At 36.1% G+C, this 17,404-nt stretch carries 14 protein-coding genes; 6 read left to right on the top strand and 8 right to left on the bottom strand.

Going from position 1 to position 17,404, the window contains the following annotated elements:
• The first annotated feature begins 7 nt into the window (after positions 1-7).
• Positions 8-1,252, top strand: a complete 1,245-nt coding sequence (locus FGF67_RS11050) for a glycosyltransferase family 4 protein (protein WP_394344303.1) — start codon at positions 8-10, stop codon at positions 1,250-1,252.
• On the opposite strand, the gene FGF67_RS11045 is transcribed toward FGF67_RS11050, so the two are convergent.
• Positions 1,253-1,924, bottom strand: a complete 672-nt coding sequence (locus FGF67_RS11045) for an SIR2 family NAD-dependent protein deacylase (RefSeq protein ID WP_139697728.1) — start codon at positions 1,922-1,924, stop codon at positions 1,253-1,255.
• 86 nt (positions 1,925-2,010) lie between these two features.
• Between FGF67_RS11045 and FGF67_RS11040 the strand changes: the two genes are divergently transcribed.
• Together FGF67_RS11040 and FGF67_RS11035 are read left to right on the top strand one after the other, a co-directional pair.
• A complete protein-coding gene (locus FGF67_RS11040) occupies positions 2,011-2,667 on the top strand; it encodes a TrmH family RNA methyltransferase (protein WP_139697727.1) in 657 nt (218 codons plus the stop codon).
• 40 nt (positions 2,668-2,707) lie between these two features.
• Complete coding sequence (locus tag FGF67_RS11035) at positions 2,708-3,082, top strand: VOC family protein (protein WP_139697724.1); 375 nt, start codon at positions 2,708-2,710, stop codon at positions 3,080-3,082.
• 57 nt (positions 3,083-3,139) lie between these two features.
• Here FGF67_RS11035 and FGF67_RS11030 read toward each other — a convergent pair whose 3' ends face one another.
• The 3 genes from FGF67_RS11030 to FGF67_RS11020 all read right to left on the bottom strand — a co-directional run bounded on the left by FGF67_RS11030 (position 3,140) and on the right by FGF67_RS11020 (position 6,859).
• Positions 3,140-3,916: a carboxypeptidase-like regulatory domain-containing protein gene (locus tag FGF67_RS11030; RefSeq protein WP_139697722.1), complete on the bottom strand. Its 777-nt coding sequence runs from the start codon at positions 3,914-3,916 to the stop codon at positions 3,140-3,142.
• 101 nt (positions 3,917-4,017) lie between these two features.
• On the bottom strand, positions 4,018-5,805 hold the full coding sequence (locus FGF67_RS11025) for a DEAD/DEAH box helicase (protein WP_139697721.1): 1,788 nt from the start codon (positions 5,803-5,805) through the stop codon (positions 4,018-4,020).
• Between the two features lie 148 nt (positions 5,806-5,953).
• Positions 5,954-6,859, bottom strand: a complete 906-nt coding sequence (locus FGF67_RS11020) for a LysR family transcriptional regulator (protein WP_139697719.1) — start codon at positions 6,857-6,859, stop codon at positions 5,954-5,956.
• An 82-nt stretch (positions 6,860-6,941) separates the two neighbouring features.
• On the opposite strand from FGF67_RS11020, the gene hutH reads away from it, so the two are divergent.
• The 3 genes from hutH to hutI are packed head-to-tail and all read left to right on the top strand — an operon-like array spanning position 6,942 to position 11,674.
• A complete protein-coding gene (gene hutH, locus FGF67_RS11015; protein ID WP_139697717.1) occupies positions 6,942-8,432 on the top strand; it encodes a histidine ammonia-lyase in 1,491 nt (496 codons plus the stop codon).
• A gap of 9 nt (positions 8,433-8,441) precedes the next feature.
• Positions 8,442-10,439, top strand: a complete 1,998-nt coding sequence (locus FGF67_RS11010; protein ID WP_139697715.1) for a urocanate hydratase — start codon at positions 8,442-8,444, stop codon at positions 10,437-10,439.
• The gene (gene hutI / locus FGF67_RS11005; protein WP_139697713.1) at positions 10,439-11,674 is read left to right on the top strand and encodes an imidazolonepropionase; all 1,236 of its coding nucleotides are present in this window, start codon (positions 10,439-10,441) and stop codon (positions 11,672-11,674) included. The genes FGF67_RS11010 and hutI overlap by 1 nt, the downstream gene beginning before the upstream one ends.
• Before the next feature lie 2 nt (positions 11,675-11,676).
• Here the strand turns inward: hutI and FGF67_RS11000 are convergent, their stop codons facing one another.
• The 4 genes from FGF67_RS11000 to FGF67_RS10985 all read right to left on the bottom strand — a co-directional run bounded on the left by FGF67_RS11000 (position 11,677) and on the right by FGF67_RS10985 (position 17,343).
• Entirely contained in the window at positions 11,677-12,909 is a 1,233-nt protein-coding gene (locus FGF67_RS11000; RefSeq protein ID WP_139697711.1) for a M48 family metallopeptidase, read from the bottom strand.
• A gap of 34 nt (positions 12,910-12,943) precedes the next feature.
• Entirely contained in the window at positions 12,944-13,738 is a 795-nt protein-coding gene (locus tag FGF67_RS10995; RefSeq protein WP_139697709.1) for a TrmH family RNA methyltransferase, read from the bottom strand.
• Positions 13,739-13,905: 167 nt separating this feature from the next.
• Positions 13,906-15,768 carry a sulfatase family protein gene (locus FGF67_RS10990; RefSeq protein ID WP_139697707.1) on the bottom strand — a complete coding sequence of 621 codons (1,863 nt, stop codon included), beginning with the start codon at positions 15,766-15,768 and terminating at the stop codon, positions 13,906-13,908.
• Between the two features lie 18 nt (positions 15,769-15,786).
• A complete protein-coding gene (locus FGF67_RS10985; protein WP_139697705.1) occupies positions 15,787-17,343 on the bottom strand; it encodes an alpha-L-fucosidase in 1,557 nt (518 codons plus the stop codon).
• Positions 17,344-17,404: the final 61 nt, after the last annotated feature.

The raw sequence follows: 17,404 nt of genomic DNA, 5'->3' as shown, positions 1-17,404 counted from the left end.
TTTAGTTATAAACGTGCCAAAACACCTTTTAATTATTGGTTTTGTATGGCCTGAACCTAAAAGTTCAGCCGCAGGTAGTAGAATGCTGCAACTTATTGAAACGTTTAAGCAAGCCAGTTTTAACATAACCTTTGCTACGGCATGTGCTAAAACCGATAATGCTTTTAATTTAGAAAGTATAGGTGTAACTACAGTAGCTATAGAATTAAACAGTTCAAGTTTTGATGATTTTATAAAGCGATTAAACCCAAATGTTGTTTTGTTTGATCGGTTTATGATTGAAGAGCAGTTTGGTTGGCGGGTTGCTGAAAACTGTCCGAATGCTTTAAGAATTCTTGATACCGAAGATCTTCATTGTTTAAGAAAAGGTAGGCATGAGGCCTTTAAAGCTAATCAAGCGTTTAGTTTGAATACGCTTTTTAATTACGTTGCTAAGCGTGAAATAGCCAGTATTTACAGATGTGATTTGAGTTTGATTATTTCTGAAGCAGAAATGGATATACTGAAATTAGATTTTAGAGTAGATGAATCATTGTTATTTTACCTTCCTTTTATGCTAGATGCTTTAACAAAAGATGAGCAACAAAATCTTCCAAAATTTGATGAAAGAACTCATTTTATAACCATAGGTAATTTTTTGCATGAACCCAATTACAATGCTGTTTTATATTTAAAAGAAACGTTATGGCCTTTAATAAGGAAACGTTTGCCTCAAGCAGAACTTCATGTTTATGGGGCTTATGTACAACAAAAAGCTAAACAACACCATCACGAAAAATCAGGCTTTATCATAAAAGGTTTTGCAGTTGATGCTCACAACGTTATGAAGCAAGCAAAGGTTTGTTTGGCACCTTTACGATTTGGCGCTGGATTAAAAGGAAAATTAATAGATGCCATGGTAAATGGTGCGCCAAGTGTAACTACATCCGTTGGGGCAGAAGGTATGTTTGGCGATTTTGGCCCTAACGGATTTGTGGCAGATGAGATTAATGATTTTGTTGAAAATGCCGTATTACTCTATGAAGATAAATCGGTATGGGAAGAAAAACAAAGTAACGGATTTCAAATTATCAATAACCGATTTAATAAAGACCAGTTTCAAGCGCTTTTTATAGAACATCTCAATACAGTTAGTCAAGAGTTACAGGGGCGAAGACAGAACAATTTTACAGGACAAATGTTAATGCATCATACTTTACAGAGTACTAAGTTTATGAGTAAATGGATTGAAGCCAAGAATCGTAAAATCTAGTTATAGTAAAGCTTCAAGCTGTTTAATGCCAGTACTAGCTTTTTCGGCAATAACAGTTAAAGTGCGCATGCTTTCAATATTAGGGTTAGGATCAATAAAATAAATAGGTGTATTGTGGGGTACGTAGTTCTTTAAGCCTGCAGCTGGGTACACTTGCATGGAGGTACCTATAATCACTAAAATATCGGCAGTTTCACAAATACTAGCAGCTTTTTCTATCATGGGAACATCTTCGCCAAACCATACAATATGCGGACGCAACTGGTACCCTTTTTTGCAGGTATCACCTAACACTAAATCTGTATGCCAGTCCTTAACATCATTACGGTCATATGTGCTTCTTACTTTTAGCAATTCCCCGTGTAAGTGAATCACATTAGAGCTACCCGCCCTTTCATGTAAATCATCTACGTTTTGGGTAATAATACTTACTTTAAATCGCTTTTCTAATTCGGCTAATGTGTAATGTGCTATGTTTGGGGCAACGTCAAATAGTTGTTTGCGGCGTTGGTTGTAAAACTGTAAAACCAGTTCGGGATTCTGTGCAAAACCTTCTGGCGTAGCTACTTCCATAACATCATGTCCTTCCCATAAACCATCAGCATCTCTAAAGGTTTTTATACCACTTTCAGCACTCATTCCAGCGCCAGTTAATACAACTAAATGTTTCATGGTTTTTGTTAAAATTTAAGATTAAATATAAAAGTTTTATGGTTCCAAATTCAACTCAAAGTATAAAACTTTACTAATTTTGAACTATGATAGACTTAAAACTCCTAGAACATCTAGAATCTTACCTTACGGCATCAAGAAAATTACGTTTTAAAAAGGTGCTTTCAGAACGCACTAAACATTTTACTGTAGCAACTGAGGATGTGTATCAGTTACATAATACCAGCGCTGTGATAAGAAGTTGCGATGTGTTTGGTATTCAAGAAGTCAATATAGTTGAAGAACAAAATACAAAACGAATTGACAGGGAAATAGCTATGGGAGCACAGAAATGGGTAGATTTAAACAGGTACCATTCTGTGAAGCAATGTGTTTCAGAATTAAAGCAAAAAGGGTATCAAATAGTTGCAACAACGCCTCATAACGAAGATTGTAATTTGCAGGATTTTGATTTTACTAAAAAATCTTGTTTTTTCTTCGGAAGAGAAACAGAGGGTTTGTCTGATGAGGTAATAAATACAGCCGATTGTTTTTTAAAAATACCCATGTATGGATTTACCGAAAGCTTGAATATTTCGGTCTCTGCCGCTATAATTTTACAGCATGTTACATCAAAATTGAGACAATCTGATATAGATTGGAAACTGACTGAATTAGAAGTGTTTGAAAAACGTTTTGATTGGTGTAAGAAGACTATTAAAAGTTTTGATGAGATTTTGGAGCGGTATCATAATGACAAATAAAAATTGTAATTTGTAAAGGTTAATTTAATTTTTGGAGGTTATGAAACGAAATATGGTGGGATGGTTTGAAATTCCTGTGTCTGATATGGCGCGGGCCAAACAGTTTTATGAGCAGGTTTTTCAATTGCAAATTTCTGTTCATGATTTAGGAGGCTTGCTTATGGGGTGGTTTCCTTTTGAAGAAGGTAAGGAAGGTGCAGCTGGTACTTTAATAAAACAGGAATCATATATACCGAGCCAAGAAGGTGTTTTGATTTATTTTATGAGTGATGACGTTCAAAAGGAATTAGATAGAGTCGTTGCAGCTGGTGGAAAAATTTATCAGCCAAAAACGCAAATTTCTCCAGAACATGGGTTTATGGGTGTTTTTATTGATAGTGAAGGCAATAGAGTGGCACTACATTCTCAAAAATAAAAAAGTGGAAAACAAGATGTCTGTTTTCCACTTAGCTTATACTTTAAAACACGAGGTTTAAATTTTTCTACTTCTGCCCCGGCTTAACAATTTATACTCTTCATAACACTCACTTATAGCATCTAATATTTGTAAATCATTGGCCGTTTGAATAAAACCTGCAGAATAATTACATTGGCTTACTATTTCATCTAAATCAACTCGGTCTACTTGAAGTAAAACCATCAACATTTCGCGATCAAAGCGTGAAGCAAGTAAGTTTCTAATTTTATCATCCTCTTTCATCTTTTTGAGTTTTTTCATCTCGTTGGGTTTTTTGCCAAACATGCGATGTAAAAAATCGGCTGGATTAAAAATGGACCCTATCACTTTAGTCAATCCAGATTTTTTGCTGGCTTCATAACCCGTGCCTTGCAACCCCGAAATACTGTAACGGTAATTGTCATTTGGTGCCGGAACTTGCTTAATATCAACCTCTAGATACCCTGTTAGTTTTAATTGATTTACAACAACTTCCTCTAGAGCCAAAGCCAACTCAGTCAATTCAATATTGGAACTCCCAAATTTTAACCAATCATTGGTTACACGTACTTTTATCGATTTAAAGCCCAAATATGAAAGATGAAGAGTGTCATTTACCCGAGCGGAAATTGAAAACTCTCCTTTATCGTTGGTTGTTGTACCGATAACTTGGTTTAGGTTAACTATATTAACACTTTCCAGCGGCGAATCATCTGATGCATTGATTACAACACCAAACACCCTGCCATCCTCTTGAGCCATTGCAAGCGCTGAGATTAATAAAACTAGTATGAATACAAGGTGTTTTTTCATTGAGGAACTTAAGCCAATTTTGTTATAAAAGTACTAAAGAAAATTTTAGCAGTGCTTTCTATAATTTGTTTTTGACTAAAAATTAACAATTATAGTTTCATTTATCGTCTGGAACGTCTTGGTCTTGAACTGGCAAAATCTCCTGAATTAGATCTTCTTGGTTTTGATTTTCCTTCCGTACGGCGTTTGTCTGACCTATTATTTGATGCTCCTTTTCTATCCTCTCTATCGCGTTTTGCGCCACTACGTTTACCGCCCTTTCTATCGCGTCTCCCACCACCACTACGGCCACGGTTTTCCGAAACTTCAACATTTACAAAGCGGCCTTCGTGTTTAAAGTCGGTAAAGTGTTCTAAAACTTTATCTTTTAATTCGTTTTCAGTATTGAAAAATGAAAAACTGTCTTTAGTTTCTACTTTAAAAATATCGTCTCTACCAAGGTTTAATTGTTCTTTTAAGAAGTCTTTTAGCTTCATCCAATCAAAACCATCTTTTCCGCCTACATTGATAAAATATCGTGTTGAGTTTTTACCATCGAAATGTGTTTGTTCCTCTTGAGAACTTTCTGAAACATTAAGGTTTTTGGTTTTTTTGTAATAGTTGTAAAAGCGCGTAAACTCTACGGAGAAAAATTTCTTTATCAATTCATCCTTCGTCGTATCAGCAAAAAGTTGGTTAATGCTGTTTAAGTATTTATCAATTTCATGATTGATTTCTGTATTGTGAATTTTATTGGCGAGTGACATTAGTTGTACCTCGCAAATCTCTATGCCATCAGGAATCTCTTTCTTTTCAAATTGACGTTTAATAATACGCTCTATACTTTTAATTTTGCGTACCTCACTTTTTGAAACAATCACCATTGAAACTCCTGTTTTTCCAGCTCTACCTGTTCTTCCTGAGCGGTGTGTATAGGTTTCAATTTCATCGGGTAATTGGTAGTTAATTACGTGAGTAACATCATCAACATCAATACCGCGCGCAGCAACATCGGTAGCCACAAGCATTTGAATTTGATTTTTTCTGAAGGCATTCATGACAAGGTCACGCTGATTCTGACTTAAATCGCCATGTAAAGCACCTGCGTTATAACCATCTTCAATAAGTTGTTCGGCTACTTTTTGGGTATCGCGTTTCGTTCTGCAGAATACAACTGAAAAAATATCGGGATTGGCATCGGCTAAACGTTTCAAGGCTTGATATCTATCTCTAGCATTCACTAAATAGTATTCATGTGATACATTAGTGGTGCTTTCATTTTTTCTGCCAACCGTAATCTCTTGTGGGTTGTGCATAAAGTTTTTGGCAATCGCAGCCACCTCTTTTGGCATAGTTGCCGAAAATAACCAGGTACTTTTATCGGCTGGAGTATGAGATAAAATATCTGTAATATCTTCTTTAAAGCCCATGTTTAACATTTCATCCGCCTCATCTAAAACAGCATATTGAATTTTTGTAATGTCAACCAAACGACGGCTAATCATATCTTTCATGCGCCCAGGCGTAGCTACTATAATTTGAGCACCACGTTTTACTTCGCGTGCTTGCTCGGTAATACTAGCGCCACCGTACACAGCCGCAACATTTAAGCCTTTACAATACTTACCATACAGTTTCATTTCGTTGGTAATTTGTAAACAAAGTTCTCTGGTTGGTGATAGAATTAGACCTTGGGTTGTTCTACTGTCTAAATCTATTTTTTCTAGCATTGGAAAACCAAAAGCAGCTGTTTTACCAGTTCCTGTTTGTGCCAAGGCAACCAAATCACCTTCTGCTCCTAATAGAATAGGGATAGCTTTTTCTTGTACTTCGCTAGGTTGGGTAAACCCTAAATCTGTAATAGCTTGTAATAGGTCCTTATTAAGACCTAAATCTTGGAATGTGTTCATTCTTGTTTTATGTATGCGATTATCATTATGCAGTGTTACATAAGAAGCGAATCGACATACTTAACCTAAACTTCTAGTAACACATCCTCACTCTGAGGAATTTAAACTCTTTTTCAAGTTTCAAGCGGCAAAGATAGTCTTTTATTTTTCAACAGCGTTTATTTATGATATTCTTATGAATTAAATCAATAATATGTGTTAAAATAGGATTGTTGTTTTCTTTGTTCCAAACTGCAGACAAAACCGTTCTTTGCGGAATGTTATTGAGTTCAATAAACTTCAAATTAGGGTTGTTTAGGTCTTTTAATGATTTAGGAACAATAGATACACCAAAACCATTTTCTACTAATTTATAAATAGACCCTGAATGGATGGTATTGTGAGATACTAGTGGTGCAAAGCCACAATCATCAAAAATGCCCATTACTTTTTCATAGTAGGTAGCGCTATATTCGGGATCAAAGAGAATGAAAGATTCACCCTTTAATTGAGTCATGTTTTTGAAGTTTGATGCGTTTATTTGGTGTGCTATAGGTAATACTAAACAAAATGGTTCTGATAGTACAGCGGTTTGATTTAAGCCTCTAGGAATCCGCTCAAGCCTAACAAATCCAATATCAATGTCTTGGTTTAACAGACTATCCAGTTGTTTTTGGTTGTCCATTTCCTTAAGATTGAACAAAACACCAGGATGATCTTTTTTTAACAAAAGTAAAAGGTGAGGGATAATATGTTGCATGGCAGAACCTACATAGCCAAATTTTAGTTGCCCCTGTTTTCCAGCGGCTAATAATTTGGCATGATTGAATATGATATCAAGATTTTTTAAATTTTTTGATAGTTCTTGTTTTAAATATGTTCCTGCTCGTGTCAATTTAACTTGTCGGTTATGTCTGTCAAACAACTTGATGCCAAGTCCATTTTCCAGGTCTTTTATCTGTCTACTCAACCCTGGTTGGGATATGAACAAATGGTCTGCCGCCTTTCTAAAATGCAATAACTCGGCAACTGCTAAGAAATATTTAATATGTCTGTATTCTAATTGATAACTCAAAGTTATTATTTGTTGATTATATTAGTCTTGTTAAGCATCAAAGTTATGAATAATTTTGTAACAACGATATATTAAAGATGTCATGTTTAAATACGGAATTGATAAACTTACTGTAAAAAAAGTGAGTCAAATTGCCAATGGTAATTTAAAAGCTATCCTAACAAGTGAGGCGATTGAAAAAATAGAATCATGCCGTGCTAAGGTTGATAGTTTGGTAGCTTCAAACAAGGCTGTTTATGGAATCAATACAGGATTTGGTCCTTTATGCGATGTAAAAATTTCACCATCGGAAACTAATTTGCTCCAAAAGAATTTACTAATCACACATGCAGTTGGGGTAGGAAAACCTATTTCAAAAGAACTGTCTAAACTTATGATGATTTGTAAAGTGCATGCGTTGTGTCAGGGGTTTTCAGGGATTCGATTAAAAGTTGTTGAACGCATACTTTATTTTATAGAACATGATATGGTACCTGTGGTACCAGAACAAGGCTCGGTTGGTGCATCTGGCGATTTAGCACCATTGTCTCATTTGTTTTTACCACTACTGGGGGAAGGTGAGTTTTGGATTGACGATACAGAAGTGGCTGCCAAGGAAGTTTTAAAATCACACGGGTTAGAACCTATTAAACTTAAGGCAAAAGAAGGGTTAGCATTGATTAACGGCACGCAGTTTATTTTGGTACATGCCATTACAGGATTAAGTAAAATGAAATATTTACTTGATTTGGCCGATGTTTCAGGAGCTATGAGTTTAGAAGGTTATCAGGGCAGTGAATCTCCTTTTAAAGAGTTGTTGCATAGCATTCGTCCATTTAAAGGAAGTTTAGCGGTAGCCAAGCGTATGAGAATGTTGTTTGAAAATTCCAATAATATTAAATCTCATGAAAATTGCGAACGTGTTCAAGATCCGTATTCCATGCGATGTATTCCGCAAGTTCATGGTGCTTCAAGAAATGCATATTATCACCTTAAAAAACTAGCAGAAATAGAAATGAATGCTGTGACCGATAACCCTGTTGTGTTAAGTGAAACAGAGGCTATATCTGGTGGAAATTTTCACGGACAACCTTTGGCAATGGCTTTAGATTATGGTGCGTTGGCGGCCGCTGAGTTGGGAAATATTGCTGATAGAAGGTGTTATTTATTGATAGAAGGAAAATATGGTTTACCGCGGTTGCTTACAGAAAGTGGAGGCCTCAATTCTGGTTTTATGATACCACAATATACTACAGCAGCTTTGGTTACAGAAAATAAGTCTTTGTGTTTTCCGCCATCGGCAGATAGTATTCCTACCTCATTAGGTCAAGAAGATCATGTGTCTATGGGAAGTATTTCTGGACGTAAGTTTAATCAGATTTTAGAAAATCTTGAAAAAATCTTAGCGATAGAAATTATGTACGCCACGCAGGCTATGGAGTTTAGGCGCCCCAATACGTTTTCAGAAATATTAGAAGACAATTTTAAACTGGTAAGAAGTAAGGTGGCCAAGCTAGAAGAAGATCGCCTTTTAAAAGATGATATTAAAGCCATTATTCATTTGGTGAAGCAGCAGTTGTTTAGAGTAAAATAACATTTGATTATGACATTTAGAGAAGACATATTACAAGGTATTCCTAAGGAACTTCCAGAAAAGTTTACTTACAGTGATAACGTAAATCATGCGCCTAAACGAAAAGATATACTTTCAAAAAAAGAAAAACAGTTGGCAGTGCGTAATGCCTTGCGTTATTTTCCTAAAAAGTGGCATGCGATTTTAGCAGTTGAATTTGCTCAGGAACTGAAAGATTTCGGTAGAATATATATGTATAGGTTTAAGCCTAAATATACCATGTATGCTAGACCAATTGAAGAATATCCCGCTCAATGTAGTCAAGCAGCTGCCATTATGTTAATGATTCAAAATAACCTTGATCCAGTTGTAGCGCAACATCCTGAAGAATTAATAACATACGGCGGTAACGGTGCAGTGTTTCAAAATTGGGCTCAGTATCTATTAACCATGCAATATCTGGCCAATATGACAGAAACGCAAAGTTTGCATATGTATTCTGGGCACCCTATGGGGTTATTTCCATCTTCAAAAAATGCCCCGCGCGTCGTGGTTACCAATGGTATGATGATTCCTAATTATTCAAAACCAGACCACTGGGAAAAATACAATGCGCTTGGTGTAACCCAATACGGACAAATGACAGCGGGATCTTTTATGTACATAGGCCCACAAGGTATTGTACACGGAACCACAATTACCATTATGAATGCCTTTAGAAAAGTGCTTTTAAAGGATGAAACTTCGGCAGGCAAAGTGTTTTTAACTGCGGGGTTGGGGGGTATGAGTGGTGCGCAACCCAAAGCAGGTAATATTGCAGGGTGCATTACCGTTTGTGCTGAGGTTAATGAAAAGGCGGCTAAAAAACGTTTTGAACAAGGCTGGGTGGATGTCTTAACACATAATTTAGATGATTTAGTAAATCGGGTTAAGGAGGCGCAAGCAAATTCTGAAGTGGTTTCTATAGCTTTTATAGGTAACGTGGTTGAGGTTTGGGAACGTTTTGATACAGAGGATATTTTTGTGCATTTAGGATCAGACCAAACGTCTTTACACATACCGTGGACAGGAGGCTATTATCCTGTTGGGTTATCCTACAATGCAGCCAATGAAATGATAAAAAATGAACCTGAAAAATTTAAGGTACAAGTTCAGGCTTCTCTAAAACGACATGCTGCAGCCATAAACCGTCATGCAGCAAAAGGCACTTATTTTTTTGATTATGGAAATGCTTTTTTATTAGAAGCGTCAAGAGCGGGAGCCGATGTTATGGCTGCAAATGGTATAGATTTTAAATACCCATCTTACGTTCAAGATATTTTAGGACCTATGTGTTTTGACTACGGTTTCGGGCCATTTCGATGGGTGTGTACCTCTGGAAACCCTGAAGATTTAGATAAAACAGATGAAATTGCTAAGCAAGTCCTTCAGGACATTATGAAACATGCACCTGAAGAAATTCAACTTCAAATGCAAGATAATGTGACTTGGATTCAAGATGCTAAAAAAAATAAATTGGTTGTTGGGTCGCAAGCACGTATCTTGTATGCGGATGCTGAGGGTCGGGCTAAAATAGCCCTAGCCTTTAATAAAGCTATAGCAAATGTGGAGATAGGTCCTGTAGTATTGGGCCGCGATCATCATGACGTAAGTGGTACAGATTCGCCTTATCGGGAAACCTCAAACATATATGATGGCAGTCAATTTACGGCAGATATGGCCATTCAAAATGTGATTGGAGATAGTTTTAGAGGTGCAACCTGGGTGTCTATTCACAATGGTGGAGGCGTAGGTTGGGGAGAAGTAATTAATGGTGGTTTTGGTATGTTGTTAGACGGGTCTGATGAAGCTGAAGAACGCCTTAAAGGCATGCTGTTTTTTGACGTGAATAACGGTATTGCTAGACGAAGTTGGGCAAGAAATAACGAAGCGCTTTTTGCTATAAAAAGAGAAATGGACAGAACGCCAGAATTACAAGTTACATTACCTAATTTAGTTGAGGAGGAATTACTAGAAAACTTATTCTAATGCGAATACTTTTTAAAAATATTAAGGCTTTAGTTCAGGTAAGACCAACTGACGTAAAATATGTGGCTGGCCAAGAAATGGATCTTTTACCTCAAATAGCACATGCCTTTTTGTTGATAGATGATGGTATTATCAAGGAGTTTGGTAAAATGGAAGTTTGTCCAGGGGTAGAAGTTGATGAAACCGTGGATGCATCGGGTAAAATGATTTTACCTTCATGGTGTGATTCACACACACATTTGGTTTACGCAGGTAATAGGGAAACCGAATTTGTTGATAAGATTAATGGGTTATCTTATCAAGATATTGCTAGTAAAGGAGGAGGTATTTTAAATTCTGCCAAGACATTACAAGAAACCACTGAGGAGGATTTGTATGCACAAAGTAAAACGAGACTTGAAGAAATTATTGCCTTAGGTACTGGAGCTGTTGAAATAAAGTCGGGTTACGGACTTACCACTGATGCCGAAATTAAAATGCTTAGAGTTATAAAGCGACTAAAGCAAGAGTATAACATTCCTATTAAGGCAACATTTTTAGGGGCTCATGCTGTACCCAATGCCTTTAAAAATAATCAAAAGGAGTATGTGCAATTGGTAATAGACGATATGCTTCCAAAAATAGCTAAAGAAAATTTAGCCGATTTTATTGATGTGTTTTGCGAAAAAGGATACTTCTCAGTAGAAGAAACGGCAACGATTATAAAGGCTGGGAAAAAATATGGAATACAATCCAAAATACATGTCAATCAGTTTACATCAATTGGCGGTGTTCAAGTTGGTGTGCAACATAAAGCTCTTTCTGTAGATCATTTGGAGGTGTTAAGTCCTAAAGATATTACTGCGCTGAAAGATTCAACAACTATGCCTGTGGCTTTACCTGGATGCTCATTTTTTTTGGGGATACCTTACACGCCAGGGCGAGCTATTATTGACGCTGGTTTGCCATTGGCTTTAGCAACAGATTATAATCCGGGTTCTGCGCCATCAGGTAATATGAATTTTGTAGTATCAGCGGCTTGCATCAAAATGAAGTTAACCCCTGAAGAAGCTATTAACGCAGCCACAATAAATGGAGCTTATGCTATGGGGCTAGAAAGTGAAGTAGGAAGTATTTCTATTGGAAAAAAAGCAAACCTCTTTCTAACCAAACCCTTAAACTCTATTTACGCTTTACCTTATCATTTCGGAACCAATGCTATTGAACAGGTTTACCTTAATGGCAAGAAAATTTAAGTTTATTTTTTTAGGTTTTTGATGCGTTGCAATAGGGTGGGATGCGAGTAATGCATAAACACATAGGCAGGATGTGGAGTTAAATTGCTTAAACTGTTTTTTGATAATTTTTTTAAAGAAGTAATTAAAGGCTCTGCTTTATAAGTGTTTTTGGCGTAATCATCAGCCTGGTATTCAAACTTTCTAGAAAACACATTCATGATGAGTCCAGTAATTTCAGAAATAGGAGCGTATAATAACCCAAAGGCAATAAGTCCAATATGAAAACTAGGGGTTTCCACACCAATAGCTTGCGATAACAGTGGGTTTCCAATAAATAAAGCAAGTATAAATAAGGTTAAACCTGTTAATAGAATGGACGTAACTAGGTTGAATATAATGTGCTTCCTCTTATAATGTCCTACTTCATGAGCTAATACGGCAACAATTTCTTCGTCATCTAAATCATTAATTAGGGTATCATAAAGTGTGACACGTTTTTCACTGCCAAAGCCAGAAAAATAGGCATTAGCTTTGGTGCTTCTTTTTGAACCGTCAATTATAAATATTTTATCCAGTTTAAAACCAACGCTTTGCGCATATGTTGATATTTTATCTCGTAAATCACCTGATTCTAAAGGTGTTTGCTTATTGAATAACGGTACAATAAGTTTAGAATAAAACATATTCATAAAAATGGTAAACGCCGCGATAAGCGCCCAAGCATAAATCCAGAAATTTTTGCCTGTAGCTTCATAAAACCAGATAATTAATGATAAAATGAGTCCGCCAATAACGGCCATCATTAGCCAACCTTTTAATTTGTCAATAAAAAAAGTGCGTTTTGTTGTTTTGTTGAAGCCAAATTTTTCTTCAATAACAAAGGTGCTATAATATGAAAACGGCGTGGTGATTATATCACTGCCAATCATAATAATTCCGAAGAAAATTAAAGCAATAATTACGGAGTTGTTAGAAAAATTTCTGGCAATTTGGTCTACCCATTCAAAGCCGTCAAAAAACAAAAAGCCCAGCGTCAATACTATAGAAAATGTTGAGGTGATGATTCCAAATTTGTAGTTAGTGTTTTTGTATTGTTGAGATGTTTTGTATTCGGTATCGTCGTAAACATCTTGCAGCTCTTCAGGAAGTGCATCGTTAAAATGGTTGGCATTAAGTGCATCAATAACTTTATCAATAACAAAGTTGATAATAATGATGCCTATTATGATATAAAAAAGGGTGTTGGCGGTCATGTTTCAGAACTTTAAACATCTTTCGACGTTCGTTTTATTTAAAATTTCGTTGTCTTTTGGCTTCAAAAATAAGGATTCCTGCCGCAACCGAAACATTCATAGAATCAATTTCGCCTTGCATGGGGATTATGATATTTTGTTTTGAATGTTTTAGCCATGCCTCGCTTAATCCTGTGGCTTCAGTTCCTACAACAATGGCAGTAGGTTCTGTGAAGTTTTGTGTGTGATAAGGCACAGAAGCTTGTAAGGCTGCACAGTAGATGTTAATGTGCTGTTGTTTTAAAAAATCAATGATTTCGGTTGTTGTTCCAGTAGCAATACTATTGGTAAAAACGCAGCCCACACTAGACCGTATAATATTTGGGTTATATAAATCGGTTTTGGGATTGGCAATGATAACAGCATCAACATGAGCGGCGTCTGCAGTGCGTAAAAGTGCACCAATATTTCCAGGTTTTTCAGGAGCTTCAGCTACTAAAATTAAAGGATGTTCTTGCCTGAAATTTAAGTTTTCTAAACCGTGCAACTTGTTTTTTGCAACAGCTATAACGCCTTCAGTAGTATCTCTATGCGCAAGTTTTTGATACACCTCTTTAGAAACCTCTATAAGGTCAACATGATCATAATTAAGTGTTTTTAATTTGTTTGAAGGGAATAAATCAGGCGAAAAAAGAATGGTTGTAAGTGCATAACCACCTTTTATAGCTAGCGTTATTTCACGTTTCCCCTCAATTAAAAACAGCCCTTGTCTACGGCGTTCACGCGACTTTTCTTTAAGATGAACGAGCTGCTTGATATACGTGTTTTGAGTGCTAAATATCTGTTTCATAAGTATGGTACAAAAGTAAATGATTTTAGCGTAATTAGAGGAGTACTAATGAGGCAGAACTAAATAAAATTGTAGACTACATTAAATGACAATCTTATAAAAAAAGCGAGCTAAAACCAAAACGGGAATTTAGCTCGCATGTATTTTATATTTTAACTTAAAATGGACTATTTGTTGAAATACTCAAGGCGTCTCATTACTTCTGAGTTTTGACTAACCTCGGTGTCCATATTATTGGTGTCTATATTAAATGTATAAGATTTTTTAAAGTCGTCTTTCATTAAAACCATAGAGTTTAAAATTAATAAAGCCTCTGCTGAATCTTTTGATGCGTATAAAGCATCGGTCATACCTTTTACAGGGTCATCAACTCTAGTTAATCCTAAAAACTCCCAGGCTCTAACCTTATTGATTAGTTCATCATCCGTTTTTGAAATGGCTTCTATAACGGATTGTAATGATAGTGCTTCAGTATTAAAACGACTGCAAGTAATTAATGCCCAATAACGTTTCCATGGGTCTGATGAATTTAACGCTTGTTCTAATTGATCCTTTATGGAATCGAATGGATATAAAGATAAGTTAGCAATATCTACATACGAAGCAATTTCAGATTTGTGTGCTTGACCAAATGCAACAGGATTATCAAAGGCGTTATTTATCAAATAAAACTCAGGATAGAATGATAAATCAGGCATGCCTTTTACTCTTTCATTTAGGTTGCTACGCAGATCTTCTAATACTTCAGCATACTCAGGGTTATTAGCTAAGTTATTTGTTTCGTAAGGGTCTGCCTCAACATCATAAAGACTTTCAGGTAGTTTGGTTTCAAAAAATTGCGACTGTATGTCATTCAATTTACCTGCTTCATATAGCGCTTTCCATTCTTGGTAGCCTAATTGTATGTAGCGGTAATTATTCATTAAACCATCATAATTGAAGGGTTGATAGTTTCTTTCGTATTTATATTTCCCTTTTCTGATAGCTCTTACAATGTCGTATTTTTCATCAAATCTATCAGCGTAGCTAAAGGTTTCATCTCTTTTTGAAACCTCGTTAGAGGTTATGTTTTTTCCTAAGAAAGGTTTACCATCAATATGTTCTGGAATATTTGCTCCTGCTAAGTTTAATACCGTTGGACCAAAATCGATAAAACTTACAAAGCCATTTTCTTTTGAACCGGGTTTTTTATCTACCATGTTTCTATACTTTGGTGGAATATAAACCACAAGAGGTACATGAACGCCAGATTCATTGATATAACCCTTGCTTCCAGGAAGTACACCTCCATGATCACCAAAATAGAAGATAAAGGTGTTTTCTAATAACCCATCAGCTTCTAACTCATCAACGACTTGCCCAACTTGTGCATCCATTTTTTTTATAAGATCGCGATAACGAGCGTTCGTATATTTGAATAGTTCCGTTTTAGGGTGATTAGGAAAAATAAAACAAGAATCTTGGTTTGTTTTGGTGCCTTCTTTTATAGCCGATTCAGGAAAATGTAATCTACTTTCGTGCGTGGTTAATATATTAAACACATGAAAAAAAGGTTGACCAAGGTTTCTGTTTTTCCAAGTGGCTTTTTTTGAAGATTCGTCCCAAACGCTGTCATGTTTTATGATGTTATAGTCTTCTTTGGCATTATTGGTCGTGTAATACCCCGCTTTTTTTAAATAATAAGGAAACATTTTAACATCATCTGGCATGGGCACTTTTTGTAACTTTCTGTGGTAGTTAGTGGCGAGTCTAGGACCGTACGATGCCGAGATTAAAGTAGATCTGGCTGCACTACATACCGCTGCATTTGAAAATGCATGGGTATAAGTGATGCCTCCTTTGGCTAACTTTTCTATATTAGGAGCTTCGGTGCCATGTTCATCAAACAAACGCATGTAATGTTTTGAATTATCTTCAGAAGTAATCCAAACAATATTAGGTGGTTGTGTGGATTCTTCTTTGCCAGAACAAGAGCTGAAACATGAAATTGTAATAAGAGATAATAGAACTATTGAATATTTAATTTTCATAATAAATATGGTATTTTATTAATCTACATGAGCGTCAACCTCTCCGCCAATATTGTTTTCTGAATAGCCTTCAAGCGTTATCTTGTAGGCATGTGCATATTCTGAAGGGAACTGGTTAGGCGCTTTTATAACTAAGCCCGATTCATTTCTTGTCCATTCTATGGTTTCATCACTACCTAATAATTCAATATTTTTAATCACTGAATTAAGAACGCCTATTTGAGTGCTCAATGATTTTATAACGGTTTCTCCTTCAGGTTTATCCATAACAATGGCATAAAATTCCTTGTCGGATTTTTTGGTAAATCGAATATCTGAATTTTTATATACAATATCTAATTTTTCTACTTTATGTCCGCCTTCAGGTAAACGGGTAGGACCTTCGCCAAAAATAGTCCATGGTCTTGTGCCGTAAATGGCATCGCCGTTCACAGATAACCATTGTCCTATTTCTTTTAATAAATGAACCATTTCCTCGGGAATGGAACCGTCAGGATTAGGTGGTACGTTTAGTAGCATACTACCATTTTTAGAGACAATATCAATAAGAATATCAACCAAATCATTAGGTGTTTTAAATACAGCACCAGGTCTATAAAACCAAGCACCAGGAGAGGTGTCTGTTAGCCAAACATGTTCTTTGGGTTGATTTGGGCGTCCGCGTTCATAGTCTTTTATGGCCGAATCTTCATTAAACGTACTTTCTTTATAGCATACCACAACCTCTTTGCTCCATTCCAGACCTTTATTGTAGTAATATGCTAAGAACTTTGTACGACATTCTTCTGTCATGTTTTCTAGCCACCAATCAAACCAAATGAGATCAGGTTGGTATACATCAATAAACTCTTTTAATTTAGCCCACCAGCTTTCATAAAAATCGGCATCTGGAGTTTCAGAATCTAGAGGATGTGGATTCGTATAAAGGTCATAATCTTCAGGAGAAACACCGCCATATTTGTGAGCAGGTGCAAAGTATTGCCAGGTAAAGGCGTGGTGAAAAGAGCCCATAAATTTTAATCCCTTGGCTTCAATTTCTTTTTTTAGCTCGGCAGAGGGGTCAATGCTGCCATAATTCATAGAGTTCCATCGTGTTGCTTTTGAATCCCACATGGCAAAATTATCATGATGCATAGCTACAGGTCCAGCAAATTTAGCGCCCGACAAAGCAAATAATTCGGCCCATTCTTTAGCATTAAACCCACTGGTTTCAAATTGTTCGATGATATGCTTATACCCATATTTTTTGGGGTCACCATACTTTTTTTTGTGGTGCGTATAGTTTGAAGAAGGTTTACCATTGTTAGGTACCTTTTTGCCATCAACATACATTTTCATGCCATGCCAACCTGCATACCATTTTTTCGGGTCAGCACCTACAAATGCAGATGATACAGGTCCCCAATGTGTGTATATACCAAATTTAGCATCTCTAAACCAATCAGGAGCTTGATTTACCTGTTCTAAGGATTCCCAATTAGCCATATACTTTTTATGAGCTGAATTTTGTGCCCAGGTAAAACCAGTTACACATAGTATCAAAAAAAATGTAATAAGCACTATCAGATGTTTCATTTGTCTTGTTTTTTTTAACTCTATATTTAAACTATTCATTTGGTTAACAAAAGTATCCTTA

It is taken from the genome of Allotamlana fucoidanivorans, from assembly GCF_006265225.1.
GTDB lineage: Bacteria > Bacteroidota > Bacteroidia > Flavobacteriales > Flavobacteriaceae > Allotamlana > Allotamlana fucoidanivorans.
Note: the sequence above shows the minus strand (reverse complement) of the source record. Positions and strands in the feature narration are given on the sequence as shown.